General features: G+C 72.5%; 23 protein-coding genes. 15 read left to right on the top strand and 8 right to left on the bottom strand.

All coding sequences use genetic code 11. The features are described 5' to 3' along the window. Window positions 1-87 precede the first annotated feature (87 nt). Window positions 88-1,773 (top strand): aa3-type cytochrome oxidase subunit I, encoded by a 1,686-nt coding sequence (ctaD, locus tag ACRYCC_RS21795; protein WP_433814749.1) that lies wholly within the window; start codon window positions 88-90, stop codon window positions 1,771-1,773. 26 nt (window positions 1,774-1,799) lie between these two features. Here the strand turns inward: ctaD and ACRYCC_RS21790 are convergent, their stop codons facing one another. Further along, window positions 1,800-2,864, bottom strand: coding sequence for a hypothetical protein (locus tag ACRYCC_RS21790; RefSeq protein ID WP_433814747.1), 1,065 nt, complete (start codon window positions 2,862-2,864; stop codon window positions 1,800-1,802). Between the two features lie 72 nt (window positions 2,865-2,936). Here ACRYCC_RS21790 and araD point away from each other — a divergent pair, with 72 nt between their 5' ends. Together araD and ACRYCC_RS21780 are read left to right on the top strand one after the other, a co-directional pair. Then, complete coding sequence (gene araD / locus ACRYCC_RS21785) at window positions 2,937-4,664, top strand: L-arabinonate dehydratase (RefSeq protein WP_433814745.1); 1,728 nt, start codon at window positions 2,937-2,939, stop codon at window positions 4,662-4,664. Between the two features lie 21 nt (window positions 4,665-4,685). Further along, entirely contained in the window at window positions 4,686-5,363 is a 678-nt protein-coding gene (locus tag ACRYCC_RS21780) for a GntR family transcriptional regulator (RefSeq protein WP_433814743.1), read from the top strand. Window positions 5,364-5,433: 70 nt separating this feature from the next. On the opposite strand, the gene ACRYCC_RS21775 is transcribed toward ACRYCC_RS21780, so the two are convergent. Further along, the gene (locus ACRYCC_RS21775) at window positions 5,434-6,192 is read right to left on the bottom strand and encodes a ribonuclease activity regulator RraA (RefSeq protein WP_433814742.1); all 759 of its coding nucleotides are present in this window, start codon (window positions 6,190-6,192) and stop codon (window positions 5,434-5,436) included. After that, window positions 6,189-7,100, bottom strand: coding sequence for a dihydrodipicolinate synthase family protein (locus ACRYCC_RS21770; RefSeq protein WP_433814740.1), 912 nt, complete (start codon window positions 7,098-7,100; stop codon window positions 6,189-6,191). Before ACRYCC_RS21770 ends, ACRYCC_RS21775 begins: the two co-directional genes overlap by 4 nt. A 113-nt stretch (window positions 7,101-7,213) precedes the next feature. Here ACRYCC_RS21770 and ACRYCC_RS21765 point away from each other — a divergent pair, with 113 nt between their 5' ends. The 8 genes from ACRYCC_RS21765 (at window position 7,214) to ACRYCC_RS21730 (ending at window position 14,856) form a co-directional block, all read left to right on the top strand. After that, window positions 7,214-8,227 carry a LacI family DNA-binding transcriptional regulator gene (locus ACRYCC_RS21765; RefSeq protein ID WP_433814738.1) on the top strand — a complete coding sequence of 338 codons (1,014 nt, stop codon included), beginning with the start codon at window positions 7,214-7,216 and terminating at the stop codon, window positions 8,225-8,227. Window positions 8,228-8,257: 30 nt separating this feature from the next. After that, complete coding sequence (locus tag ACRYCC_RS21760) at window positions 8,258-9,481, top strand: extracellular solute-binding protein (protein ID WP_433814736.1); 1,224 nt, start codon at window positions 8,258-8,260, stop codon at window positions 9,479-9,481. After that, window positions 9,478-10,587: an ABC transporter ATP-binding protein gene (locus ACRYCC_RS21755; protein ID WP_433814734.1), complete on the top strand. Its 1,110-nt coding sequence runs from the start codon at window positions 9,478-9,480 to the stop codon at window positions 10,585-10,587. Before ACRYCC_RS21760 ends, ACRYCC_RS21755 begins: the two co-directional genes overlap by 4 nt. Next, window positions 10,587-11,501: an ABC transporter permease gene (locus tag ACRYCC_RS21750; protein WP_433814733.1), complete on the top strand. Its 915-nt coding sequence runs from the start codon at window positions 10,587-10,589 to the stop codon at window positions 11,499-11,501. Before ACRYCC_RS21755 ends, ACRYCC_RS21750 begins: the two co-directional genes overlap by 1 nt. Continuing rightward, complete coding sequence (locus ACRYCC_RS21745; protein ID WP_433814731.1) at window positions 11,501-12,388, top strand: ABC transporter permease; 888 nt, start codon at window positions 11,501-11,503, stop codon at window positions 12,386-12,388. Before ACRYCC_RS21750 ends, ACRYCC_RS21745 begins: the two co-directional genes overlap by 1 nt. Next, a complete protein-coding gene (locus ACRYCC_RS21740) occupies window positions 12,388-13,140 on the top strand; it encodes an SDR family NAD(P)-dependent oxidoreductase (protein ID WP_433814730.1) in 753 nt (250 codons plus the stop codon). Before ACRYCC_RS21745 ends, ACRYCC_RS21740 begins: the two co-directional genes overlap by 1 nt. Then, window positions 13,137-14,528: an aldehyde dehydrogenase family protein gene (locus ACRYCC_RS21735; RefSeq protein ID WP_433814729.1), complete on the top strand. Its 1,392-nt coding sequence runs from the start codon at window positions 13,137-13,139 to the stop codon at window positions 14,526-14,528. The genes ACRYCC_RS21740 and ACRYCC_RS21735 overlap by 4 nt, the downstream gene beginning before the upstream one ends. Window positions 14,529-14,649: 121 nt before the next feature. After that, the gene (locus ACRYCC_RS21730; protein ID WP_433814728.1) at window positions 14,650-14,856 is read left to right on the top strand and encodes a hypothetical protein; all 207 of its coding nucleotides are present in this window, start codon (window positions 14,650-14,652) and stop codon (window positions 14,854-14,856) included. Between the two features lie 110 nt (window positions 14,857-14,966). On the opposite strand, the gene ACRYCC_RS21725 is transcribed toward ACRYCC_RS21730, so the two are convergent. Together ACRYCC_RS21725 and ACRYCC_RS21720 are read right to left on the bottom strand one after the other, a co-directional pair. Further along, a complete protein-coding gene (locus ACRYCC_RS21725) occupies window positions 14,967-15,776 on the bottom strand; it encodes an ABC transporter permease (protein ID WP_433814727.1) in 810 nt (269 codons plus the stop codon). After that, entirely contained in the window at window positions 15,773-16,687 is a 915-nt protein-coding gene (locus tag ACRYCC_RS21720; protein ID WP_433814725.1) for an ABC transporter ATP-binding protein, read from the bottom strand. The genes ACRYCC_RS21725 and ACRYCC_RS21720 overlap by 4 nt, the downstream gene beginning before the upstream one ends. 184 nt (window positions 16,688-16,871) lie before the next feature. On the opposite strand from ACRYCC_RS21720, the gene ACRYCC_RS21715 reads away from it, so the two are divergent. The 3 genes from ACRYCC_RS21715 to ACRYCC_RS21705 all read left to right on the top strand — a co-directional run bounded on the left by ACRYCC_RS21715 (window position 16,872) and on the right by ACRYCC_RS21705 (window position 20,050). Continuing rightward, window positions 16,872-18,089, top strand: coding sequence for a sensor histidine kinase (locus ACRYCC_RS21715; RefSeq protein ID WP_433814723.1), 1,218 nt, complete (start codon window positions 16,872-16,874; stop codon window positions 18,087-18,089). Continuing rightward, complete coding sequence (locus tag ACRYCC_RS21710) at window positions 18,086-18,757, top strand: response regulator (RefSeq protein ID WP_433814722.1); 672 nt, start codon at window positions 18,086-18,088, stop codon at window positions 18,755-18,757. Before ACRYCC_RS21715 ends, ACRYCC_RS21710 begins: the two co-directional genes overlap by 4 nt. 150 nt (window positions 18,758-18,907) lie before the next feature. Then, on the top strand, window positions 18,908-20,050 hold the full coding sequence (locus ACRYCC_RS21705; protein ID WP_433814720.1) for a N(5)-(carboxyethyl)ornithine synthase: 1,143 nt from the start codon (window positions 18,908-18,910) through the stop codon (window positions 20,048-20,050). A 153-nt stretch (window positions 20,051-20,203) separates the two neighbouring features. On the opposite strand, the gene ACRYCC_RS21700 is transcribed toward ACRYCC_RS21705, so the two are convergent. Both ACRYCC_RS21700 and ACRYCC_RS21695 read right to left on the bottom strand, forming a co-directional pair. After that, window positions 20,204-20,752 carry a hemerythrin domain-containing protein gene (locus tag ACRYCC_RS21700; protein WP_433814718.1) on the bottom strand — a complete coding sequence of 183 codons (549 nt, stop codon included), beginning with the start codon at window positions 20,750-20,752 and terminating at the stop codon, window positions 20,204-20,206. 280 nt (window positions 20,753-21,032) lie between these two features. Further along, a complete protein-coding gene (locus ACRYCC_RS21695; protein WP_433814716.1) occupies window positions 21,033-21,902 on the bottom strand; it encodes a hypothetical protein in 870 nt (289 codons plus the stop codon). Window positions 21,903-22,437: 535 nt separating this feature from the next. Here ACRYCC_RS21695 and ACRYCC_RS21690 point away from each other — a divergent pair. Further along, window positions 22,438-22,815 (top strand): STAS domain-containing protein, encoded by a 378-nt coding sequence (locus ACRYCC_RS21690; protein WP_433814714.1) that lies wholly within the window; start codon window positions 22,438-22,440, stop codon window positions 22,813-22,815. Window positions 22,816-22,878: 63 nt separating this feature from the next. On the opposite strand, the gene ACRYCC_RS21685 is transcribed toward ACRYCC_RS21690, so the two are convergent. After that, the gene (locus ACRYCC_RS21685) at window positions 22,879-23,652 is read right to left on the bottom strand and encodes an SAM-dependent methyltransferase (RefSeq protein WP_433814712.1); all 774 of its coding nucleotides are present in this window, start codon (window positions 23,650-23,652) and stop codon (window positions 22,879-22,881) included. Window positions 23,653-23,747 lie beyond the last annotated feature (95 nt).

Genomic DNA, 23,747 nt, shown 5'->3' with positions numbered 1-23,747 from the left:
CACGCTGATCGGGTACGAGGGGCTCCGCCCGGTCGCCGAGCCGATGTCACCACGCCCAGCGATGCCTCATCGAACCGGGGGTTCCTCGTGGCCGAGACCAGTGATGCGCCGGTCGGCGTGCTGCCGCCGGCGGGCGAGCGGACCAAGAAGGGCCGGCTCATCATCTCGTGGCTGACGTCCACGGACCACAAGGTGATCGGCTACCTGTACCTGACCACGTCGTTCGGCTTCTTCCTGTTCGGCGGCCTGCTCGCGATGATCATGCGTGCGGAGCTGTTACGGCCCGGCCGGGACGTCGTCAGCAACTTCCAGTACAACCAGTTGTTCACCATCCACGGCGCGGTCATGCTGCTGCTGTTCGCCACGCCGCTGTTCGCCGGCTTCACCAACGTGATCATGCCGTTGCAGATCGGCTCGCCCGACGTGGCGTTCCCCCGGATGAACATGCTGGCGTACTGGCTGTACCTGTTCGGCGCCCTGATCACCGTCAGCGCGTTCCTCACTCCCGGTGGCGCGGCCGCCTTCGGCTGGTTCGCCTACACGCCGCTGTCGGACGACACGTTCTCCCCCGAGGTCGGCGGGGACCTGTGGATCATGGGTCTGACCATCTCGGGTCTGGGCACCATCCTCGGTGCCGTCAACTTCATCACCACGATCATGTGCATGCGCGCGCCCGGCATGACGATGTTCCGGATGCCGATCTTCACGTGGAACGTCCTGCTGACGTCGGTTCTCGTCATCATCGCGTTCCCCGTCCTGGCCGCCGCGTTGCTCGCGCTGGAGGCGGACCGGAAGCTGCAGGCGCACGTCTTCGAGACCACCACCGGGGGCGCCCTGCTGTGGCAGCACCTGTTCTGGTTCTTCGGCCATCCCGAGGTCTACATCATCGCGCTGCCGTTCTTCGGCATCGTGACCGAGATCCTGCCGGTCTTCAGCCGCAAGCCGGTCTTCGGCTATGTCGGACTGGTGGCCGCGACCATCTCCATCGCGGGGCTGTCCGCCACGGTCTGGGCGCACCACATGTTCGTGACCGGCAAGGTGCTGCTGCCGTTCTTCTCGTTCATGTCGTTCCTGATCGCGGTGCCGACCGGGGTGAAGTTCTTCAACTGGGTCGGCACCATGTGGCGAGGGCAACTGACGTTCGAGTCGCCGATGCTGTGGTCGGTCGGGTTCCTGGTCACCTTCCTGCTGGGCGGTCTCACCGGGGTCATCCTGGCGTCACCGCCGCTGGACTTCCAGCTCAGCGACACGTACTTCGTGGTGGCGCACTTCCACTACGTGGTGTTCGGCACGGTGGTGTTCGCGATGTTCGCGGGCTTCTACTTCTGGTGGCCGAAGATGACCGGCAAGATGCTCAACGACCGGCTCGGGAAGATCCAGTTCTGGTTGCTCTTCCTCGGCTTCCACGGCACCTTCCTGGTCCAGCACTGGCTGGGCGCCGACGGCATGCCGCGTCGGTACGCCGACTACGCGAGCGAGTTCACCGGTCTCAACGCCTTCTCGTCCATCTCGTCCTTCGTGCTGGGCGCCTCGACGCTGGTGTTCCTCTACAACGTCTACATCACCACGAAGAAGGGCAAGAAGGTCGAGGTGGACGATCCGTGGGGCTATGGCGGCTCGCTGGAATGGGCGACGTCCTGCCCGCCCCCGCGGCACAACTTCACCTTCATCCCGCGGATCCGCTCCGAGCGGCCCGCCTTCGACCTGCACCATCCACATGCCGCCGGCCGGGTCGAGCTACGGGACGGGCAGGCCACCACGGGCGAGGTGTGACCGGGCCCGGCCCGGGCCGGTGCGGTTCAGCGAAGCGCCTCGCGGAGTGCGTCGAGGCGGGACGGCGCGGCGAGCCCCGCATGGTAGTGGCGCAGGCCGTCCGCACCGGCCCGGCGTAGCCGCCGGAACCGGCCCGCGAGCCCGCCCGGGTCATCGCCGCCGGGCTCCAGGACGTTGACATTGGCCAGCACCCGGACGTCCGTGCGGGTCCGGGCCGCCGCGAGGCCCGCGGCCGCCTCGTCCTCGGTGCCCCAGCACTTGAGCAGGTACGCCTCCACCAGCGGCCCGGTCGCGGCCAGGTCCACCCCGACGTCGGGTCCGGTGTGGTCCAGGCCGTCGGTCGCCATCAGCGTGATCGGCAGCCCGCCCGCGACGGAGCGGATGTCCCGCAGCAGTTCCCCGATCACCGCGGCCCGGTGCGCGCGCAGCAACGGGCGGCGGTCCGGGCGCAGCAGCGCCGCGGCGTCCGCGGTCCCCAGGGCCCGGGCGCAGGTCTCGCACACGCAGACCGACAGCAGCTCGCGCTGACCGGGGGTCAGGCCCTGGGTCTTGTCGTGGTGGGCGCCGTGCTCGACCCCGAGCCAGCCGCAGGCCTCCAGCACCAGGCCGGACAGGTCGTACAGCTCCGTCACCTCGGCGACGAGCGTGCGGAGGTACTCGCGTACCTCCGCATGGGCCGGGCAGAGCGCGTACGGATAGCGGTCGCCGAAGGTGTTGCGGACCGACAGGTCCGGGTGTGCCAGGCCCAGCCTGGTGTTGTGCGTGAGCACGATCCAGGCCTCGACGGCGAGCCCGGCCGCGCGCAGGGCCGCGGCCGCCGTCCCGAAGGGGTCGGGGTCGGCCACCCCCCAGGACGGCGCCGTCGGCCGCAACCGCCGGTCGCGCCAGGCGTGCGCCCGGACCGGAAAGTACGCGGCCGCGTGGTGCGCCTGCACCACGCGGTGGGCGGGATGGTACGGCGTGATCGCGCGTACGGAGTGGTAGGCCGCCGCGAGCGTGATGGTGCCGACGCCGAGCCCGGCCATCCGCCCGGCCGCGGCGGGATCTCCGACGACGTCCCAGGGGTAGCAGAACGCTCCGTGGTCGGCCAATCGGATCAGCTCCCTCGCATGGTGCCGAATCTTGGTATATCAATACATCATCTGCAACGTGGGAGACAGCCCGTGAGCGAACGCAGGACGCCCGACCGGCTGCGGAGCCATCGGTGGTACGGCACGGGCGGGCTGCGGTCCTTCGGGCACCGTTCGCGCACGCGCCAGATGGGCATCGGCGCCCAGGAGCACATGGGCAAGCCGGTCATCGGGATCATCAACACGTGGAGCGAGCTCAACCCCTGCCACACCCATCTGCGGGAACGGGCGGCGGAGGTCAAGCGCGGTGTCTGGCAGGTCGGCGGCTATCCGGTGGAGCTGCCGGCGATGACGCTGGCCGAGACCTTCCAGAAGCCGACGACGATGCTCTACCGCAACTTCCTGGCGATGGAGACCGAGGAGCTGCTGCGCTCCTATCCGATCGACGGCGCGGTGCTGATGGGCGGGTGCGACAAGACGACGCCGGCCCTGCTCATGGGCGCGGCCAGCATGGACCTGCCCGCCGTCTTCGTGCCCGCGGGCCCCATGCTCCGCGGCAACTGGCGCGGGCAGGTCCTGGGCAGCGGCAGTGACGTCTGGCGGTTCTGGGACGACAAGCGGGCCGGTCTCATCGGTGACGCCGAGTGGGCCGAGATCGAGGAGGGCATCGCGCGCTCGCCCGGGCACTGCATGACGATGGGGACGGCGTCCACCATGACGTCGGTGGCCGAGGTGCTCGGCATGACGCTGCCGGGCGCCGCCTCGATCCCGGCCGTCGACTCGGGGCACGGCAGGATGGCGGCGGCCAGCGGCCGCCGGATCGTGGACATGGTCTGGGAGGATCTGCGGCCCTCGGCGATCCTCGACGAGCGCGCCTACGCCGATGCGATCACGACCGTGCTCGCGCTCGGCGGCTCCACCAACGCCGTCATCCACCTGATCGCGATGGCCCGGCGCAGTGGCGTGCCGCTCGGCCTCGACGACTTCGACGCCGCCTCGCGCCGCGTCCCGGTCCTGGCCGACCTGCGGCCCACCGGCACCTACCTGATGGAGGACTTCTTCTACGCGGGCGGCCTCCCGGCGCTGCTGACCAGGGTCCGCGACCTGCTGCACCTCGACCGGCCGACCATCAGCGGGCACACCCTGGGCGAGACGCTGTCCGGGGCGCGGGTGCACGACGACACGGTCATCCGCCCCCGGGAGCGGCCGGTGTGGCAGGAGGGCGGCCTGGCCGTGCTGCGCGGCAACCTCGCTCCGGACGGTGCCGTGATCAAGCACTCGGCGGCCGAGCCGAGGTTCCTGCGGCACACCGGGCGTGCGGTCGTCTTCGACGGCTACCGCGACCTGATGGGCCGGATCAACGACGAGTCGCTGGACATCACGGCCGACTCGGTCCTCGTCCTGCGCGGCGCGGGTCCGCTGGGCGGGCCCGGCATGCCCGAGGCGGGGATGCTGCCCATCCCCGACCGGCTGCTCAAGCAGGGCGTCCGCGACATGCTGAGGATCTCCGACGCCCGGATGAGCGGCACCAGCTACGGCGCCTGCGTACTGCACGTCGCGCCGGAGTCGCACGTCGGAGGGCCGCTGGCGCTGGTCCGTGACGGCGATCGGATCACGCTCGACGTGGCCGCGCGGCTGCTGTCCCTGGAGGTGCCGGACGACGAGCTGGCGCGCCGCCGTACCCGGTGGTCGCCGCCGCCCCCGGTCTACCGGCGCGGCTACGGCGCGATCTTCGGGACGCACATCCTGCAGGCCGACCAGGGATGTGACTTCGACTTCCTCACCGGCTCCCTCGGCGCCCCGGAGCCGGAGGCCGGCTGACCGCCTGGTATACCGATATACGTGAACGATGAGGCCGTCCTGCGACCGGTGGCGCGGTCGACGACACGAACCGACCTGGTCGCGGGCTCGCTCCGCGCGGCGATCCTGTCCGGGCAGATCAAGCCGGGTGAGACGCTCGTGGAGCGCCGGCTGGCCGAGCAGCTGGGGGTGTCCAAGACCCCCGTCCGGGAGGCCCTGATCGGGCTCGCCGCCACCGGGCTGGTCGTCATCAGCCCCAATCGCGGCGTGACCGTGCGCGTGCTCGGCCCCGCCGACCTGCGCAAGGCCTACGAGGTCAGGCTGCTGCTCGAGCCGTGGGCCGTGGGCCGCACGGCGCGGCTCGGTGACCCCGAGGTGATCGAGGCCGCGGAGCAGGCGCTGCGGACGGCCAAGTCGCTGCTGTCCGGTGACGACCGCACCGCCCTGAGCCTGGCGAACCGGGCGTTCCACCGTGCGCTCTACGCCGCCTGCGGCAACGAGCTGGTGACCACGCAGCTCGACACCGTGCAGGATCTCGCCGCGCTGGGCGCGATCAGCGTCCTGTGGGAGCGCTGGCCGACCTGGCGCGAGGAGTACGTCGAGCACGAGGAGATCCTCAGGGCGGTGGAGTCCGGCGACACGGCGGCCGCCGAACGCCTGACCCGCAAGCACATCCGGCTCTCGGTGACGCACCTGCGGACCGCGGAAGATCCCGGCTGACCCCCGGTCCGCGGCGGTGGCCGGGTCCCATGACGCCCGCGGCGGCGGTACGGCGGACCGGCGCGCGGGGTCAGGGCGGCCCGGCCGGCGGCGGATGCGTCCGGGCCCAGGCGCGGTAGCGCTCGCGGGTGGCCGGATCGGGCGGGTAGACGCCGCGCAGGGGCCTGCCCGCGTCGATCTCGGTGAGGATGAACGCCTCCAGGTGCTCCTGCTCGAGCGCCGCGCGGGCCACCTCTGCGGCCAGCCGGCGCGGGACGCACACGACCCCCTCGGCGTCCCCGACGATCACGTCTCCGGGGTACACCGCCACCTCGGCGCAGCCGATGGGCACCTGGAGGTCGACGGCATGGTGCTGGATCAGGTTGGTCGACGCCGAGACGCCCGCCGCGAAGGCGGGGAACGGCAGCTCCGCGAACGCCGGCGAGTCGCGTACGGCGCCGTCGGTCACCAGGCCGGCCGCCCCGCGGCGCAGCAGCCGGGTCGCCAGGATCCCGCCCAGCGAGGCCGCCCGTGTCCTGCCCCGGCAGTCCATGACCAGGACCTGGCCGGGACCGACGGACTCGACCGCGCGCCGCTGCGGATGGTCGTAGTCCTGGAAGACCGCCAGGACGTCGAGGTCCTCCCGCGCGGGGATGTACCGCAGGGTGAAGGCCTCACCGGCCATGCGGGCGTGACCGGGGTTGAGCGGCGCGAGCCCGGCGAGGAAGGTGTTGCGCAGCCCGCGGGACAGGAGCTGGGTGGTGAGGGTGGCCGTCGAGACCTGCCGCAGCGCCTCGAACACCCCCTCAGGCAGTTCCGGCGCGTCCGCGGGCCGGGCGGTGCCGCTCACGAGGTCCCGGCCGGGACTCGCAGCGACCGCAGGATCTCGGCGACCTCGGCCCGCTCGTTCGCGGGCAGCTCGGAGATCGGCGGCCGGACCGACCGGCCGCAGAGCCCGAGCTGGGCGAGCGCCTCCTTGACCGCCGAGACGTTGTTGGCGTTGTCGCGGCGGGCGCGCAGGTCCTCGATCGGCTTGAGCCGCCGCCACAGGTCCATAGCACCGGCGATATCCCCCCGGCGCAGCCGGGCGAGCAGCTCGAGTGACAGCTCGGGGGCGATGGCCACCAGCCCGGAGGTGAATCCCTCCGCCCCGCCGAGCCAGAAGAACGGCGCCCAGGTCTCGGCCAGACCGCACACCCAGGTGAGCCGGCCGGCCGCCGCGGCGAGGTCGGCGAACCCGACGGGATCGGGCACGGCGTACTTGACCCCGATCACGTTGGGGCAGGCGTCCGCGAGGGTCGTCAGCGTGGCGGCGGTGACCATCGGCGAGCGCACGTAACAGACGACGGCGAGGCCGGGGACGGCCTCCGCGACGGCCCGGTGGTAGCCGAGCCAGCCCTCCGGCGACTGGTAGGGATGGACGGGCTGGTGCACCATGACCGCCTGGGCGCCGGCGGCCCGCGCGTCGCGTGCCAGCGCCACCGCCCGGTCCCGGTCGTGGCCGACGCCCGCGATCACCGTCGCGGCGCCGTCCGCGACCTCTACGGTGATCGCGACGGTGCGGGCCAGCTCGGTGGGCGTGAGGGAGTAGAACTCACCGGTGTTGCCGTTCGGGGTCAGCGCGGTGACCCCGGCGTTCACCAGCCGGGTGACGATCGCGGCGTACGCGGGCTCGTCGAACCCTCCCGTGTCGTCGAACGGTGTCACCGGGATGGCGACCACCGAGCGGAGGGCCTCCCGCACGTCATCGATCATCATGGCTCCCTACGGCCGCACCGGACCTCGGAGCCCGGCATCGCATCTTGATATATCAGTACATCAGCATCCTGACCTATTGACATATGTCACAAACGTTTTCATTCTTGGGCGCTATGTACGGACCGCAGGAGGGCACCCCCACCCGCTCCGTGGTGACGATCCGGGCCGTGGCGGCACAGGCCGGGGTCTCGCCGTCGACGGTCTCCCGCACGCTGAACGCTCCGGAGCTCGTGAACGCCGTGACCCGGCGGCGCGTGCTCGACTGCGCGCAGCGGCTCGGCTACCACCCGAACCGCTCGGCGCGTTCCCTCGTCCTCGGGCGGACCACGGCACTCGGGCTGATCGTCCCCGACATCGCCAACCCGTTCTTCGCCCCCTTCATCAAGGCGGTCCAGGCCCGGCTGCGCGACTCCGACCACGCGCTGTTCCTCGCCGACACCGATGAGGACCCGCAGGCCGAGGTCGCCCTCGCACAGGCGATGTCCGCGCAGGTCGACGGCCTGATCCTCTGCTCACCGCGCATGTCGGGCCCGCGGCTGCGCTCGCTGGCCGGGCGGGTGCCGCTCGTGGTGGCCAACCGGCTGACCCGGACCGTCCCGTCGATCTCGATGGACTTCGTCCCCGGCATCGACCAGGCCGTCGGCCACGTCCACGCGCTCGGCCACCGCCGGTGCGCCTACCTCGCGGGGCCGGGCGGTTCCTGGTCCAACCGGCGGCGGCAGAGCGTCTTCCTGCACGCCTGTGCCGCCCGCGGCATCCGGCTCACCGTGCTCGGCCCGTACGAGCCGCGGTTCGCGGGCGGCTATCGCGGTGCGGACGAGGCCCTCGCCGCCGGTGTCACCGCGGTCTTCGCCTACAACGATCTCATCGCCCTCGGGGTCCTCTCGCGGCTCGCCGCACGGGGTGTCCGCGTACCCGGTGAGATGAGCGTCGTCGGCTTCGACGACGTACCCATGGCCTCGATGACGTCCCCACCCCTCACCACGGTGGCGGTGCCCATCGCCACCGTGGCCCAGGCCTCCGCCGCCATGCTCCTGTCCCTGCTCGGCGCGGCCGCACCGCGCCGTCCGGCGGCGCGGGAGCTGGCGACGCGCCTCGTCATCCGGAGCACGACCACGCCGACGTGACCGACGGCGTGTCCAAGGAGGAGCGAACCCATGAGACCCTCACGCACCACCTCCGCAGGCCTCGCCGCCGCCTGCCTGCTCACGGCGCTCGTCGCCTGCGGCGCACCGGACAACGGGGGCAGGACGGCCGCGGAACCGGCTGCCGCCGACGTCAGGCTGCCGGGCAAGCCCGTCACGCTGAACGTCGTCGACGTCGCCGGCGATCTCCAGCTGACCCAGCAGATCTTCGAGAACTACAAGGCCGGGCATCCGAAACTGGTCAACAAGATCACCTACACCAAGGTCACCGCCCCGGAGCTGGCGGGCAAGGTCAAGGCGCAGCAGGACGCCGGGCGGCTCGACATCGACCTGGTGCTCACCGGCACCGACGGGCTGGCCGCCGGGATCGAGCAGAACCTCTGGGTGGACCTGCTGGGCAAGTACGCCGGCAGGCTGCCGGACCTGAAATCGCTCTACCTGGAGCCCGCCGCGAAGATGCAGGAGCTGGCCCGGGGCAAGGGCGTCGTGGTGACCTACTACCCGTCGGGCCCGCTCATCGAGTACAACCCCAAGACCGTCCCGAGCCCGCCGAAGACCGCCCAGGAGCTCCTGGACTGGGCCAGGGCGCACCCGAAGAAGCTGGAGTACGCGCGGCCCGCCAACTCCGGCCCCGGGCGGACCTGGCTGATGGGGCTGCCCTACATCCTGGGCGACTCCGACCCCCGGGACCCGGCCGCCGGCTGGACGAAGACCTGGGCCTACCTCAAGGAGCTGGGCAAGTACGTCGAGTACTACCCGACCGGCACGGCGCAGACGATGAAGGAGCTGGGCGAGGGCACCCGCGACATCATCCTGACCACCACCGGGTGGGACATCAATCCCCGCGCGCTCGGCCAGGTGCCCAAGGACTTCAAGACCCGGTCGCTGGCGAAGTTCACCTGGGTGACGGACGCGCACTACATGGTCGTGCCCAGGAAGATCTCCGGCGAGAAGCTCGCCGTCCTGGCCGACTTCATGAAGTTCGCGCTCACCCCGCAGCAGCAGGCGATCACCTACGACAAGGGCTACTTCTACCCGGGCCCGGCGGTCAAGGGCGTGACCCCCGCCATGGCGCCGGCCGCCAGCCAGAAGGTCATCCAGGAGTACGGCAGGCCTGAGTACGACCAGCTGATCGCGTCCACTCCCAAGGTCTCGCCGCTGGAGGCGCAGCAGCTCGTCGCCGCGTTCGACCGGTGGGACCGGGAGGTCGGGGGCGCGAAGGTCAAGAAGACATGACCTCCGAGGCCGTACTCCCGGGCAGGCTGCGCAGCACCTTCCGGCAGCTGCGGATGGAGGGCGTCTCCCGCCGGTTCGGCTCGACGGTGGCGCTTCGCGAGCTGGACCTGAGAATCCAGGGGGGCGAGTTCCTCGCCCTCCTGGGCCCCTCGGGCTGCGGCAAGTCGACCGCGCTGAACTGCCTCGCCGGGCTGCTGCCGCTGTCGGAGGGCGCGATCTGGCTGGACGACGAGCGCATCGACGGCGTGCCCCCGGAACAGCGCGGATTCGGCATGGTCTTCCAGAACTACGCGCTGTTCCCGCACCTGTCGGTGCGCCGCAACGTCGCCTTCGGGCTCGCCGTCCGGCGGGTCGCCAAGGCCGAGATCGCCGAGCGCGTGCGGGCGGCCCTCGAGCTCGTCGAGCTCACCGAGCACGCCGACAAGCTGCCCGGGCAGCTCTCGGGCGGCCAGCAGCAACGGGTCGCCATCGCCCGCGCGACCGTCATCAGGCCGCGGCTGGTGCTCATGGACGAGCCGCTGTCCAACCTCGACGCCAAGCTGCGCCTGCAGATGCGCACCGAGATCAGGAAGATGCACCAGTCGCTGGGCCTCACCACCGTGTACGTCACCCACGACCAGGAGGAGGCGCTCGCGCTCGCCGACCGGATCGTGGTCCTGCGCGACGGCAGGGTCGAGCAGGTCGGCGCTCCCGAGGAGGTCTACGCCTACCCGGCCAGCGCCTACATCGCCGGTTTCATGGGCTACCGCAACCTGCTCGAACTGCCCGTGCTGTCCCGTACCGGCGGAACGGCCGTCCTCGAGGACGCCGGGCTGCGGCTGACCGGCACCGCCCGGGACGACGTCACCGGCCCGGTGGCCCTCGCGGGGATCCGGCCGGAGGACTTCCGCCTCGCCGGGGCCGGCCCGGAGGAGAACGTGCTCTCCGTGCGGGTGGAGGTCGCGGAGTTCCACGGCCGCGAGACGGCCGCGGAGGGCGTCACCGAGTCGGGCCGCGTCGTCCATTTCCTGGTACGCGACCGGGTCGGGCCGGGCGACCGGGTCCGGCTGACCGTACCGGCCGAGCGGGTGCTGGTCTTCGGCGGCCGGGCACCGGAGGAGGACTGATGGCGATCCGGGCGCTCCCCCGGCCCCCCGCGCGCCGTTCCGTGCTGCGGCACCGGCTCGCCGAGCGCGGTGTCGACCGGGTACTGCTGCTGCTGGTCCCCGCCGTGGCCGTGCTGGCCGGGCTCTTCCTCTACCCGATGCTCTACGGAGTGGGGCTGTCGCTGCGGCCCCAGACCGGCGGGGGCCCGCTGCACAACTACACCGGGTTCTTCCGCGACGCCTACCAGCGCGGCACGGTGTGGAAGACCCTGCGGCTCGCGCTGCCCGCCGCCCTGTTCAACGTCGGGGCCTCCGTGCCGATCGCCTACCGGCTGCGCGGCCGGTTCCGCGGCAAACGGCTCATCACGGCCGTCCTCGTGCTGCCCGTGACGCTCGGCACGGTCCTGGTCGCCGACGGGCTGCTGCGCTACCTCGGGCCGAAGGGCTGGTTCAACCGGGTGCTGCTGGACCTCGGTCTCGTCGACCGGCCGGTACGGCTGATCTACGACTACTGGGGCGTCCTGTTCTCACTGATCATCACAGGGTTCCCCTTCGCCTTCCTGCTCGTGCTGTCGTACATGTCGGGGATCGATCCGACGCTGGAGCGGGCGGCGGCCACCCTGGGGGCGAACGGCCGGCAGCGGGTGCGCCGGATCGTGCTCCCGCTGCTGGCTCCCGGGCTGGCCACGACGTTCGTGCTGGCGTTCGTCCTGGCCTTCTCGGTCTTCCCGTCGGCCAACCTCGTGGGCGAGCCGGCCGACCAGACCCGGGTGATGGCCATCGCCGCCTACCAGGCGGCGTTCGAGAAGTACGACTACTCGATGGCGTCGGCGATCGCCGTGCTGATGGGCGTCTTCGAACTGCTGGTGATCGCCGTCGCCCTGGGGTGGCGGCGCCGTCTCTACACGGGGCCGTCGATGGGAGGCAAGGGCTGATGACCGAGATCGCGGGCGCCGGGCACCGGCGCCGCCGGGCGGCCCGCGCGATCGCGCCCGGCCGCGGGGGCCGCCTCCAGTCCTGGCTCGTCTGGGGCGCGGTCGCGTTCTTCCTGGTCAACCTGGCCGCGCTGATCCTGTCCGTGGTGGTCAACTCCTTCGGCCGGACCTGGTTCGGCGGCTGGCTGCCGCGCGGGTTCACCACGGCGTGGTACGCGGACGCGTGGCGGGAGTTCGATCTCGGTTCGGTGCTGCAGGTCACCCTGGAGGTGGCGCTGTCGGTGGTCGTGATCGCCCTGCTGCTCGGCGTGCCGGCCGCGTACGCCCTGGCCCGCCGCGACTTCCCGGGCAAGCGCGTGGTCATGCTGCTGATGTTCCTGCCGGTGCTGCTGCCACCGATCACCTACGGCATCCCGCTCGCGACCGTGCTGTACAAGTTCCACCTCGCGGGCACGCTCACCGGGGTCGTCGCGGCCAACCTGGTGCCCGCGCTCCCGTTCGTGATCCTGGTGATGACGCCGTTCGTCGAGCAGATCGACACCAACGTCGAGTCGGCGGCGCGGATGTGCGGGGCCCGCACCCGCCAGGTCTTCGCCCGGGTCCTGGTGCCGCTGCTGCTGCCCGGCATCCTGGCGGCGGCGATCCTGGTGCTCGTCCGCACCGTCGCGATGTTCGAGCTCACCTTCCTGGTGTCCGACGCCGACAGCCAGACGCTGGTCGTGGCGCTCTACAGCGCGGCGTTCACCCCGGGCATCCGGGCGCTGCAGGCGATCGACGCCATGGCCGTGATCTACACCGCGCTGTCGTCGGTGCTGCTGCTCATCGCGCTGGCGTTCGTCAACCCCACCCAGATCGTCGCGCAGGTCAAGGAGGCGACCACCGAGTGATGAACGTGCATTTCGACTGCCGGGGCGAGCGGGTCCTGGTGACCGGCGCGGCGGGGCTGATCGGGCGTACCCTCGTCTCCCGGTTCGCCGCGGCGGGCGCCGAGGTGTTCGCCGTGGACCGGAACGCGGCGGGCCTCGGCGTCTTCGGCGGGTCGCCGGGGGTCACCGTGGTGGCAGGGGACCTCGCCCGGGAGGAGGTGGCCGACGACGTGTTCGCGCGCCTGGACCGGGCCGGCGGCCTGGACGTCCTCGTCAACAACGCCGCGATCACCGGGTACCGGGTGCCGTTCATCGACCTCGGCGCGGCCGTCTGGGACGAGGTCGTCGCGGCGAACCTGCGCACCGCGTACCTGCTGTCCGCCCGTGCCGCGCGGCACTGGCGGAGCGCCGGCCGGGGCGGATCGATCATCAGCCTGTCCTCGCCCGGCGCCTCCCGGGCGCACGAGGACCAGAGCGTCTACGACGTCACGAAGGCGGGAATCGAGGCCTTGAGCCGGGCCATCGCCGTCGAGCTGGGCGGGGCGGGCATCCGGGCCAACTGCATCGCCCCGGCCAGCGTCGTCGGGGAGCCGCGGCCCGCCGCCGACCTGCCGTCCGGGCGGACGACCAGCCCGGACGAGGTCGCCGACGCCGCGCTGTTCCTGGCCTCGCCCGCGTCGGCGCAGCTCAACGGGCACACGTTGCACGTGGACGGCGGGCTGCTCTCCCGGCTGCGCACCGACCCCACCCAGGAAGAGACAAGGACGCCATGACCTCCGGAAGACGTCAGGACACCCTCGACAGCCGCTCCCCGCAGGATCCCGCCGACGTGGTCGTCACCGTGCCGGCCTCGTCGCCGGAGCAGGTGGCCGGGTGCGTCGAACGTGCGCGCTCGGCGGCCGGCGCCTGGCGGCGGTCGCCGGCGGCCGAGCGCGGGGACGCGCTGACCAGGCTCGCCGCCGGGGTGGACGCGGCGGCGGGCGAACTGGCCGGCCTGATCGTGCGGGAGGTCGGCAAACCGGCGGCGGAGGCGGCCGCCGAGGTCGGCCGGGCCGCCGCCATCCTGCGCTACTACGCCGGGCAGGCGCTCGGCGCGGAGGGCGACGTGCTGCCCGCACCGGACGGCAGGTCCCTGCTCCACACCCGGCGCCGCCCGCACGGGGTCGCCGGGCTCGTCACGCCGTGGAACTTCCCGCTGGCCATCCCGGTCTGGAAGCTGGCACCCGCGCTGGCGTTCGGCAACACCGTCGTGCTCAAGCCGGCGGAGGAGTCACCCGCCGTCGCGCTGCGCCTGGCCGAGCTGGCCCGGGAGGTGCTGCCCGAGGACGTCCTGCGGGTCGTCACCGGGGACGCGACCACGGGCGCGGCCCTGGTGGACCTGGCCGACGTCGTCTCCTTCACCGGCTCCGTCCGGGCCGGTCGTGCGGTGCGGGAGGCCGCGGCGCGCCGGGGCGTCCCGGTCCAGTGCGAGATGGGCGGCCAGAACCCCTCCCTCGTGCTGCCGGACGCCGACCTCGGCGCCGCGGCCCGTACCATCGCGGCCGCCGCCATGGGCTACGCCGGGCAGAAGTGCACCGCCACCAGCCGGGTGATCGTCGTCGGCGACGCGGAGGGGTTCGCCGAACGGCTCGCGGCCGCCGTCGGCGACCTCGCCGTGGGAGACCCCGCCGATCCCGCCGTCGCGGTCGGGCCGGTCATCGACCAGGGTGCCCGTGACCGCGTCGTCGGGGCCGTCGAGTCCGCGCGCGCCGCGGGCGCCCGCGTCGTCACCGGCGGCTCCCCGCTGGAGTCACCCGGCTGGTTCGTCGGCCCGGCGGTGCTCACCGGGCTCCCCCCGGGCCACGAGCTGAGCCGGGAGGAGGTCTTCGGGCCGGTGTGCGCGGTGATCCCCGCCGCCGACGCCGGCGAGGCCGTCCGCATCGCCAACGACGTGCGGTACGGGCTGGTGGCCGCCGTCTTCACCCGGGACCTGGGCGCGGCCCTGGACGCCGTGGACCTCCTCGACGCCGGGATGATCCGGATCAACGCCGCCACCACCGGGGTCGACTACCACGCGCCGTTCGGCGGGTCCAAGGAGTCCGGCTCCGGGCCGCGCGAGCAGGGCACCGCCGCCCGCCTGTTCTACACCGAGAGCCGGACGATCACCATCTCGCCTCCCTGACCGTTTCCTGACCGGCCCGCCACCGGCCCGTGACCCGCCCCGCGGCCGCCGGTGCCCCCGCGGGACGGTCCGTTGCCGTACCGGGAGGTTGGCTTGGGCCGCCTGCCGGTAGGTCCTGTGAATGGGCACGCACTGGGTCGGGCCGCACGGTATCGACGTCGAGGCGATCGTGCTCAACGATCGTGACCGCCTGCGGGTCCGCAAGCACCGGGCGGTGGTCGGCTACGCCCGCGACCTCGACCAGCTCACCCGGATGCTCGAGCTGTACGGCGTCGGGGTCGAGGAGCTGGAGGAGATCGAGGACACCGGCCGGAACGAACCCGGATAGCCGGAACGAGCCCGGATGGCCGGGAGCAGCGGACAGCCGGGAGTACACGGTTCCGGTCTCGACGCGGAGACGAGTTCGCGGGCGCGGCATCAGGCATCAGGCGCCGGGCGTCAGGCGTCGCGGCGGCGGACCACCAGGTAGCCGCCGGCGAGCGCGAGGGCCACCCAGGTCACCATGATGGCGAGCGCGGCCCACGGGCCGTAGTCCCGGTATCCGATGGACCCCTCGGGCACCGGCACCACCTGCATCATGACGAACCCCGCCTGGTCCGGCAGGTACTGCGCGAAGGGCCGGATCCCCGGGAGGTTGCCGACCCCCTGCCCGCCGAGGAACAGCAACGGGATCATGATCCCGAGCGAGAGCGCCGTGCTGCGCAGCATCGCGGCCACGCCCATGGCGAACGCGCACATCAGCGTCAGGTAGAGGCACGCCCCGGCGGTCGCCCGGGCCACCCCGTCCGCGCCCAGGGACGTGCCGTGCGGGCCGAGCGCCCACTGGGCGACGAAGAACGTCGTGAGGACGATCACCACCGAGCTCACCAGGGCCACCAGCGTCCCGGCCAGCACCTTCGACCCGTAGAACAGGTGCCGGCGGGGCACCGCCGCCAGCGAGGCGCGGATCATGCCGCTGCCGTACTCCGCGCCGAACAGCAGCACCCCGAACACCACCAGGGAGAGCTGCCCCAGCGTCAGGCTGTAGAAGCCGATGAGCGCGGGGTCGAAGGCGTCACGGCGCTCCTGGTCCATGGCGGCGAAGCCGTTGCGCATGGAGAACCCGACGAGCAGGCTGATCCCGACGCTGACGAGGAGGGTGAGCAGCAGCGTCCAGACCGTCGACCGCACGGTGCGGATCTTGATCCATTCGGCCCGCAGAGCGGCCCGCAGCGCGGCCCGCCCGGCGGCCGGGGACGGCGCGGTCATCGGCCCGGCCCCTCGGCGCGGTGGTCCACGGCCGGTGCGGTGAGCCGCATGAAGGCCTCTTCCAGGGAGGCCGTCCGCACGCTGACCTCGTGCACCGTCAGCCCGTGGGCGGCGGCCAGCTCGCCGACCGTCGCGGCCTCGGCACCGGCCGCCTCCAGCGTGCCGTCCGCACCGGGCCGGACCTCGATCCCCCGGGCCGTCAGCACGTCGCGCATCCGCTCCGGCTCCGGCGTGCGGATCCGCACGAACGAGCGGGAGTTGCGTTCGATGAAGCCGGTCACCGTCGTGTCGGCGAGCAGCCGCCCGCGGCCGATGACGATGAGGTGCTCGGCGGTGAGGGCCATCTCGCTCATCAGATGGCTGGAGACGAAGACCGTACGGCCCTCCGCGGCGAGCCGCTTCATGAGGGTCCGGAACCACAGAATGCCCTCCGGATCGAGACCGTTGACCGGCTCGTCGAGGAGCAGGACCGCCGGGTCTCCGAGCAGGGCGGCGGCGATGCCCAGCCGCTGCGTCATGCCGAGCGAGAATCCCCTCACCCGCCGGTTCGCCACGCCCGCCAGCCCGGCCAGCTCGATGACCTCCCGTACCCGCGATGCCGGGATCCGGTTGCTGTGTGCCAGCCACAGCAGGTGGTCACGGGCGCTGCGGCCCCGGTGCACCGCCGTGGCCTCCAGCAGCGCCCCGACGTGCCGCAGCGGGTGGGGCAGTTCGGCATAGTGCCTGCCGTCGATGCGCACCCGGCCGCTCGTCGGCCGGTCCAGCCCGAGCATCGCCCGCATCGTGGTGGACTTGCCGGCGCCGTTGGGCCCGAGAAAGCCGGTGACCTGCCCGGGCCGCACGGCGAACGAGAGCCCGTCGACGGCGAGCGTCCTGCCGTACCTCTTGGTGAGGTCCTGTACCTCGATCACCTGTGATACCCCCGCACGAAATGCCTCCTCGTCCCTGCCGGTGCCGTGGTCCCGGTCCACGGTAGGAACCGGCGGCTGCCCGGGCAGTCCTCGAAAGTCGTCGGTCGCCGTCACCAAAGTCGGCAGGCCGCCGCCGTACCGGGCGCGGGTTGACCGCCGGGGCCGGGAGGGACAGCCTCAGCACATGGGCCGATTCCTCCTCGTCGTCATCGTGGTCCTCGCCGACACGGTGCTGCTGGTCCCCGAGCGGATGGCGGCTCTGCCGGTGTGGGTCATCCCGATCCACGCCCTCGCCATCGTGCTGGTGATGACGCTCGGTTCCCGCACCCCGGCGGCCGTCTTCGTCGCCGCGGTCGCCGTGGCCTGCCTGACCACGGGGTCCTACGGGCTGCTGCTGTGGGCCGCCTACCGGGCCGGCGACCAGGCCGCCTCCCGCAGGGGCGCCGCGGCCGTCGTCTGCGGTTCGCTCGCCTATGCCGCCGCGCGGCTCGCCGACACCGGGACCGGGCGCATCGCGCTGGCGAACCTGTTCGCCACGGGAGCGGTGTTCGTCGTGCTGCCGTACGTCATCGGCCGGTACCTCGCGCAGCACCGGCGGCTGGTGTCGGCGCTCCACCGGCACAACCGGCAACTGCGGCTGGAGCGGGAGCTGCTCACCGAGCGGGAGCGGCTGCGCGAGCGGCTGCGGATCGCCCGGGACATGCACGACTCGCTGGGCCACCGGCTCAGCCTGCTGTCGGTACAGGCCGCCGCCCTCGAGGTGTCGGACCTGCCCGCGGAGCAGGGACAGGCGGTGAGCCGGCTGGCCGGCTCGGCCCGCGCCGCGATCGACGAGCTGCACGACCTCGTCGGCGCCCTCCGGCGGCAGGACGAGCACGATCCGCTCTCCCCCGGCCTCGACGGGATCGACGAGGTGGTGGCCGGCTTCCGCGCGGCCGGCCTGCCGGTCACGCTGCTGCGCCGGGGACGGCCCGCACCACTGCGCGTGAGCGCCGGCCAGGCCGCGTACCGGGTGGTCGAGGAGGGGCTGACCAACGCGGCCAAGCACGCCTGCGGAGAACCGGTCACCGTGTCGCTGGAGTGGGAGCTCGACGCGCTGCTGGTCAACGTGTGCAATGACCTGCCGGGCGGAGCGGCCGCCGCGGCGGGTCTCGCCGACGGACACGGCCTGACCGGCCTGCGGGAGCGCGTACGGCTCGCGGGCGGGCTGCTGGAGGTCACGTGCTCCGCGGCCGGCTTCCGGCTCGCCGCGATGCTGCCCCTCGCCGGGGACGACGAGGACCTCTCCCCGGCCGGGCCCGGCGGCTCCCCTCCCGTCGAGCGCTTCCGTACGGCCGCGCTGGTGGCCGCCGCGATCGCCATGGTCCTGCTGCTGGTGCCGCTGGGGATGGGGAGAGCGTGACGAGGCCGATCCGGGTGCTGGTCGCCGACGACGAGCCACTGATCACCGCGGGCGTCCGCACCGTGCTGGAGTCCGCCCCCGGCATCGAGGTCGTCGCCGAGGCGGCCGACGGGCGTGCGGCCGTGGCGGCGGTGCTCCGGCACCGCGTCGACGTCCTGCTGATCGACATCAACATGCCGGTGCTCGACGGGCTGGCCGCGGCCGAGGACCTGCGCGGCCGTGCTCCGGACGTACGGGTCGTGGTGCTCACCGCCTTCGGTGAGGAGGCCAACGTGCTGCGGGCCCTGCAGAGCGGCGCGGCGGGCTTCGTGCTGAAGAACTGCACTCCCGACGAGCTGATCCGGGCCGTGCGCGCCGCCGACGCGGGCGAGGCCTACCTCTCCCCCGCCGTCACCCGGCTGGTGCTGGCCATGGTCAGCCCGGTCGAGGCCCGGCGCCGCCGGGAGGCGGCCCGGCGGCTGTCGGCGCTGACCGAGCGGGAGTCGCAGGTCCTGCACCTCGTCGCGGAAGGCCTGTCCAACGCCGACGTCGGCCGCCGGCTGCACATGAGCGAGACCACGATCAAGACCTACGTCAGCCGGATCCTGGCGAAGCTCGACTGCGCGAACCGGGTCCAGGCCGCCCTGCTCGTCCGCGACGCGGGCTCCCCGGGTGAACCGGCCCGGTGAGGGAAGGGCGTCCGGGTGACGGTGCGGGCGGGCTCGCGGGCATGGTCCCGGGTGGACGTGACCGCTGGTCCCGGACCCGCGGATGATCATCAGCGCGCGTGCCGGGGTGCCGGGCTGTGCTAGACATGAGCCCTATAACAGGGAGCGCGCGTGAATGAGCTCAGCCTCGGTGTCATGTCACGATCCCGCAAGGAGAACGAATGGCGGCTGCCGATCCATCCGCAGCACCTCGAGCGGATCGACCCGGATCTGCGGAGCCGTATCCACCTGGAGCAGGGGTACGGTGAGCGCTTCGGAGTCTCGGACGAGCAGCTGGCGCCGTACGTGGCCGGGCTGCATCCGCGCGAGCGGCTCCTCGCCGAATGCGGGGTCATCCTGCTCGCCAAGCCGCTCGCGGCCGACGTCGCGGAGCTCCGCCCGGGACAGGTGCTGTGGGGCTGGCCGCACTGCGTCCAGGACGAGCAGGTCACCCAGCTGGGCATCGACCGGCGGCTGACGATGATCGCCTTCGAGGCGATGAACCACTGGACCCCGGACGGCGCCTTCAACCTGCACGTGTTCCACAAGAACAACGAGCTGGCCGGTTACTGCTCCGTCCTGCAGGCCATGCAGCTGAGAGGGACCACCGGTGTGTACGGCCACCGGCTGCGGGCGGCCGTCATCAGCTTCGGGGCGACCGCCCGGGGCGCCGTGACGGCCCTCAAGGCGCACGGGGTCAACGACGTCGATGTCCTCACCCATCGCGGCATCAGCGCGGTCGCCTCGCCCATCCACTCGGCGCGCATGGTGCGTTTCGAGAACGACGCCGACGACCCGAGCCTCAGCCAGGTGCTCTCCCGCGGCGGCAGGGAACCCCTGGCCGCCTTTCTCGCCAGGTACGACATCATCGTCAACTGCGTGCTCCAGGATCCCGACGCGCCGCTGATGTTCCTCACCGAGAAGGACCTGGACGACTTCGCCCCGGGCACCCTGATCGTCGACGTCTCGTGCGACGAGGGGATGGGCTTCAGCTGGGCGCGCCCCACCACGTTCTCGGAGCCGATGTTCGAGGTGGGCGGGAAGATCCAGTACTACGCCGTTGACCACAGCCCGTCCTACCTGTGGAACTCCGCCACCTGGGAGATCAGCGAGGCGCTGCTGCCGTACCTGCGGCGGGTCCTCGGCGGCCCCGCGGCCTGGGACGCCGACCCGACGATCCGGCGCGCCATCGAGATCCGCGACGGCGTCGTCCAGAACCCGGGCATCCTGTCGTTCCAGCACCGTTCACCGGAGTACCCGCACCCACGCCGCTGAGCAAGCGGCCCAGCAAGTAACCCTCCGTGACCACTCCCTTCCGTGATCATGCAATCGTTCGTCGAACGATTGCATGATCACGGAATAGCGGGGGTCGGGTGAAGGTGCTCTGCCGGTCACGGTGGTCATCCGAGGTGGTCCCCCGGCCGGGGATCAGCCCATCGCCTTGCGGATGGCGTCCCGGGTACGGTCCACGACCGCGGCCATCGGGCCCAGGGCCAGGTTCATGGCGGGAGACTCCACACCCGGGTGCGGGTGGGTGGGGGCGATGGCCTCGGCGGCCTTGACCGCGGCGACCATGCCCTTGAGCTGCTCGGGGCTGCTCTTGGCGGCGAGCTCGGGGAACTCCTGCCGCTCCTCGTGCTCGGCGTGCGCCAGCACCGCCTTCTGGAACCGCATGAACAACGGAGTGAACTCCACCGAGTCGGTGCCGAGCCGCTCCAGCTCCTGCAGCGTGTGCTTGGCCTGGTTCTCCTCCTTGACGATGGACTCGGTCACCCGCGCGCCGTTGCTGATGGTGCGCCGGGCGTAGGGGTGCACGATCTCCTCCTCCGCCGTCTCGTGGACCGCCAGCAGGTGCCGCAGCCGGTCGAAGGCCTCGGCCCGCGGCTTGCCGGTGCTCTTCTCGACCTTGGTCAGCAGCCGGTTGATCTCCTGATGCTGGCGTAGCAGCAGGTCCACGACGGTGTCTCGCTTGGTCATCGATCCAGCCTCCTCAGGCGTACTCGCCTCGTTGTCCGAATTGTTGGCACTACCCCGCCGGCGGGCTTCAACCCGGCCCGGCGCCCCAGGCCCTGGAGACACCGGTCACACCCGCCCGGCCCCGCCACAGCGCCGGCGGCCCCCGGACGGGCGGCGCGTCGTCGCAGGTGGGCGCCCTGTCTCCTTATGCCCTCGGCTCCCGCGGTGAACCGAACCGGCGCCCCGCCGGCCGACCGGAAACGCCCCGGGACCGTTCGACGAAGCGGTTTCGCGGCCTCCGCTATGAGGCGGAGTCGCGGGCCTTCTCCAGCCGGCGCCTGGCCTCCTCGGCGCGACGACGGGCGTCGGCCGCCGACCGGGCCGCGCTGTCACCGGCCCGCCGCACCACCTGGAGCTGCCGTCCGGCCGCCTCCCGCCGCCGCCGGAGCGCGTCGAGCTCCGCGTGCAGCCGCCGCTCCTCCTCGCGCAGCCGCTCCTCGGCCTCGACGATGCCGTCCAGCTCCCGCTGGGCCGTGGCGAGCTGCCCGGCCCATTCGGCCTGGGTGTCCTGGAGGGTCGCCGCCTCCTGTTCCGCCTGCGCGGCCTCCACCTGGAGCCGCCGCAGCCGGATCCGCGGGTCCTCGGCCCGCTTGCGGCGCGGCGCGGGCCCGGGGGACGGTGCCGCCTCCCCGCCCGGCAGGCCGGGTGCCGCGAACCCGACGTGGCTACGGGCCCGGGTCAGCCGCCCCGCCCCGACCTCGCCGGCCACCTCCGGATCGGCCATCGCCGCCTGCAGGGTCTCCTCGACCTCCCGCCGTGCGGGCTCCCGCAACGCGTGGCCGGCCCGCTCGGCGAGCTCGTACACGGCGCGGACCGCCTCGGCCACGGCGGTGTTGCGCCGCCGCTCCCACTCCGTGAGCTCGGTGCCCGCCGACCAGGCCGCGCGCAGCCCGGCCCCGGCCTCCAGCAGCGGGGTGAGCCGTCCGGCCGCCTGCCGGGCCAGCTGATTCACCGCCCAGGCCGACACCGTGGGCCGGCGCAGCGCGGCGATCCGCCGCGCGAGCCCGGCGTCGCCGGCGGCCCGGGCCGCGGCGGCCAGGCGGTCCCGGGTCGCGACGAACTCCCCGGGCGAGACGCCGTACAGCTCGTCGGCGGCCTGATCGAAGTCCACCCACGATCCGTATCACGCCCGGCCGCGAACGCCTATGCGTGACCGTGGGTGAGTGGCCGGATTCGTAGGGAGAAGACTGGGTACGGCTACGTATGCCTGTTTCGGGCTGCGGCCCCGTGCCGCCCAGCTGGGCCACGCCGACGTCGATTCCGGAGCCGGTCACCCTGGACGAGCGGCAGGGCGCCGACCGGCTCGTGACCGTGCGGCGCGCCCGGGCGATCCCGGTCCGCCACGACGGCCACTCGGTGCGGAGGCCGTCGCTCCCGGCCTTCCAGCGCGAGGTGCGCCGGTGGCCCGCCGACCGGGTCCGGTACGTGCGGCCCGGCCGGAGCGCTCCCCTGCTCCGCCGGCGTACGCCCTCGCAGGCCGGCCGGCCCGCCGCCCCCGGCGGCCCGGGCGCCCCGGCCGGCCGGACGGGCGGGGATCCCGGCCGGCCGGCAGGGATACATCGCCGGGGGCGGGGTATGGGGGCGGCCTCGTCACCGGCGGTGACCATAGCGTCGCCGGGGGACCATATCGCTGAGGGGGGACCACCATGGACTTCGCCGTTGACCATCGCCTCCACGGACGGCTCACCATCGTCACCGTGAGCGGCGAACTCGACGTGTTCACCAGCCCGCGACTGCGCGAGACCCTCGTGGAGATCGTCGAAGCCGGTGCCCGGCACCTCATCGTGGACCTCAGCGGCGTCGAGTTCCTCGACTCCACCGGCCTGGGCGTCCTGGTCGGCATCCACCACCGCCTCCAGGCCCACGACGGCACCCTCAGCTTCGTCGGCCCCGGCGAACGCCTCCGCCGCGTCTTCCGCGTCACCCGGCTCGACAAGCTGTTCGAGATCCATCCCTCCCTGGACGAGGCGCTGCGGGCGGAGGCGGGGCCGTCGGCCGCACCGGACGGGCCGGGCCGGGACTAGGAGACCGTGAACCGTCAGGGTCTGGGGTCACGGCGGTGGCTGCTACTGCGCGGAGCCTGCTCGTCAGTTCTTCCTCGCTGTCACCATCGCGAAGGTGAGGAACTCGCCGGCGTCGGCGGCGAGTAGGTCGATCACCGCCTGGCGATTGTGTTGTGGGCCGGCCCAGTCGCCCGTGTGCTCGGCCACCGCCTGTGTCCATAGCAGCCAGTCCCGCCAGCCATCTTCCTGCAGTCGTGCCGATGTGACGGTCACGAGTTCGGTGACCTCCCACTGAAAGCGCCACCACTCGGCGGTGTGCCAGGCGATCGGCTCCCAGCCGAACAGTTCCTTGATGCGCTCCGGGATCGCCCCGAGTTCCCGGACCTCCTGCGTCATTCCCGGCGTCGCCACGCCGAGTTGGCCGCCAGGCCGCAGGAACCCCACGAGGTATGGCAGGTACCAGTCGGAGGTGCCGAAATACTCGAATGCGTCGATGCTTACGATGGCGTCGAAGCCGTCCTTCCCGAACGGCAGGTTGTGCGCCTCGGCCCGCACGGCGGTCACCTGGCCGGAAACGCCAGCGTCAGCGAACACGGCCGCCGCCTCATCCGGTGCGATCCACCAGTCGGCCGCCACGACCTGGACGCCGTACTCACGGGCCAGGAACACCGACGTCGCTCCCTTGCCGGAGCCCAGGTCCAGGACCTGCATTCCCGGACGCAGGTCAAGATCCCGGGCCAGGTCCTCCAGCAGCCACAACGGGTTCGGCCCCATGTCCAGGTCGAGCAGCCAGGCCGGGTCGTACCGGGACGAGCGCGGATACCGATCTGGGCAGGCAAGCTCATCGAAGATTGTCACGGGTACCGATCAAAGCTGGGCACACGCAGGCATGCAATCCCTTTGCGGTGCGATACGCCGACGGCGGCGGTCTGACCCAGGCCGGGCTCAGGAAG

This window comes from Actinomadura scrupuli, assembly GCF_050971785.1.
GTDB lineage: Bacteria > Actinomycetota > Actinomycetes > Streptosporangiales > Streptosporangiaceae > Actinomadura_E > Actinomadura_E scrupuli.
The sequence above is the reverse complement of the archived record's forward strand: the minus strand, read 5'-3'. Positions and strand labels throughout refer to the sequence as shown.

Excerpts from the sequence above, each read along its gene's own strand:
- ACRYCC_RS21690 (WP_433814714.1), top strand. The coding sequence starts at position 22,438 with ATGGACTTCGCCGTTGACCATCGCCTCCACGGACGGCTCACCATCGTC.
- ACRYCC_RS21760 (WP_433814736.1), top strand. The coding sequence starts at position 8,258 with ATGAGACCCTCACGCACCACCTCCGCAGGCCTCGCCGCCGCCTGCCTG.
- ACRYCC_RS21725 (WP_433814727.1), bottom strand. The coding sequence starts at position 15,776 with ATGACCGCGCCGTCCCCGGCCGCCGGGCGGGCCGCGCTGCGGGCCGCT.
- ACRYCC_RS21730 (WP_433814728.1), top strand. The coding sequence starts at position 14,650 with ATGGGCACGCACTGGGTCGGGCCGCACGGTATCGACGTCGAGGCGATC.
- ACRYCC_RS21765 (WP_433814738.1), top strand. The coding sequence starts at position 7,214 with ATGTACGGACCGCAGGAGGGCACCCCCACCCGCTCCGTGGTGACGATC.
- ACRYCC_RS21715 (WP_433814723.1), top strand. The coding sequence starts at position 16,872 with ATGGGCCGATTCCTCCTCGTCGTCATCGTGGTCCTCGCCGACACGGTG.
- ACRYCC_RS21755 (WP_433814734.1), top strand. The coding sequence starts at position 9,478 with ATGACCTCCGAGGCCGTACTCCCGGGCAGGCTGCGCAGCACCTTCCGG.
- ACRYCC_RS21770 (WP_433814740.1), bottom strand. The coding sequence starts at position 7,100 with ATGATGATCGATGACGTGCGGGAGGCCCTCCGCTCGGTGGTCGCCATC.
- ACRYCC_RS21700 (WP_433814718.1), bottom strand. The coding sequence starts at position 20,752 with ATGACCAAGCGAGACACCGTCGTGGACCTGCTGCTACGCCAGCATCAG.
- ACRYCC_RS21745 (WP_433814731.1), top strand. The coding sequence starts at position 11,501 with ATGACCGAGATCGCGGGCGCCGGGCACCGGCGCCGCCGGGCGGCCCGC.
- ACRYCC_RS21735 (WP_433814729.1), top strand. The coding sequence starts at position 13,137 with ATGACCTCCGGAAGACGTCAGGACACCCTCGACAGCCGCTCCCCGCAG.
- ACRYCC_RS21740 (WP_433814730.1), top strand. The coding sequence starts at position 12,388 with ATGAACGTGCATTTCGACTGCCGGGGCGAGCGGGTCCTGGTGACCGGC.
- ACRYCC_RS21750 (WP_433814733.1), top strand. The coding sequence starts at position 10,587 with ATGGCGATCCGGGCGCTCCCCCGGCCCCCCGCGCGCCGTTCCGTGCTG.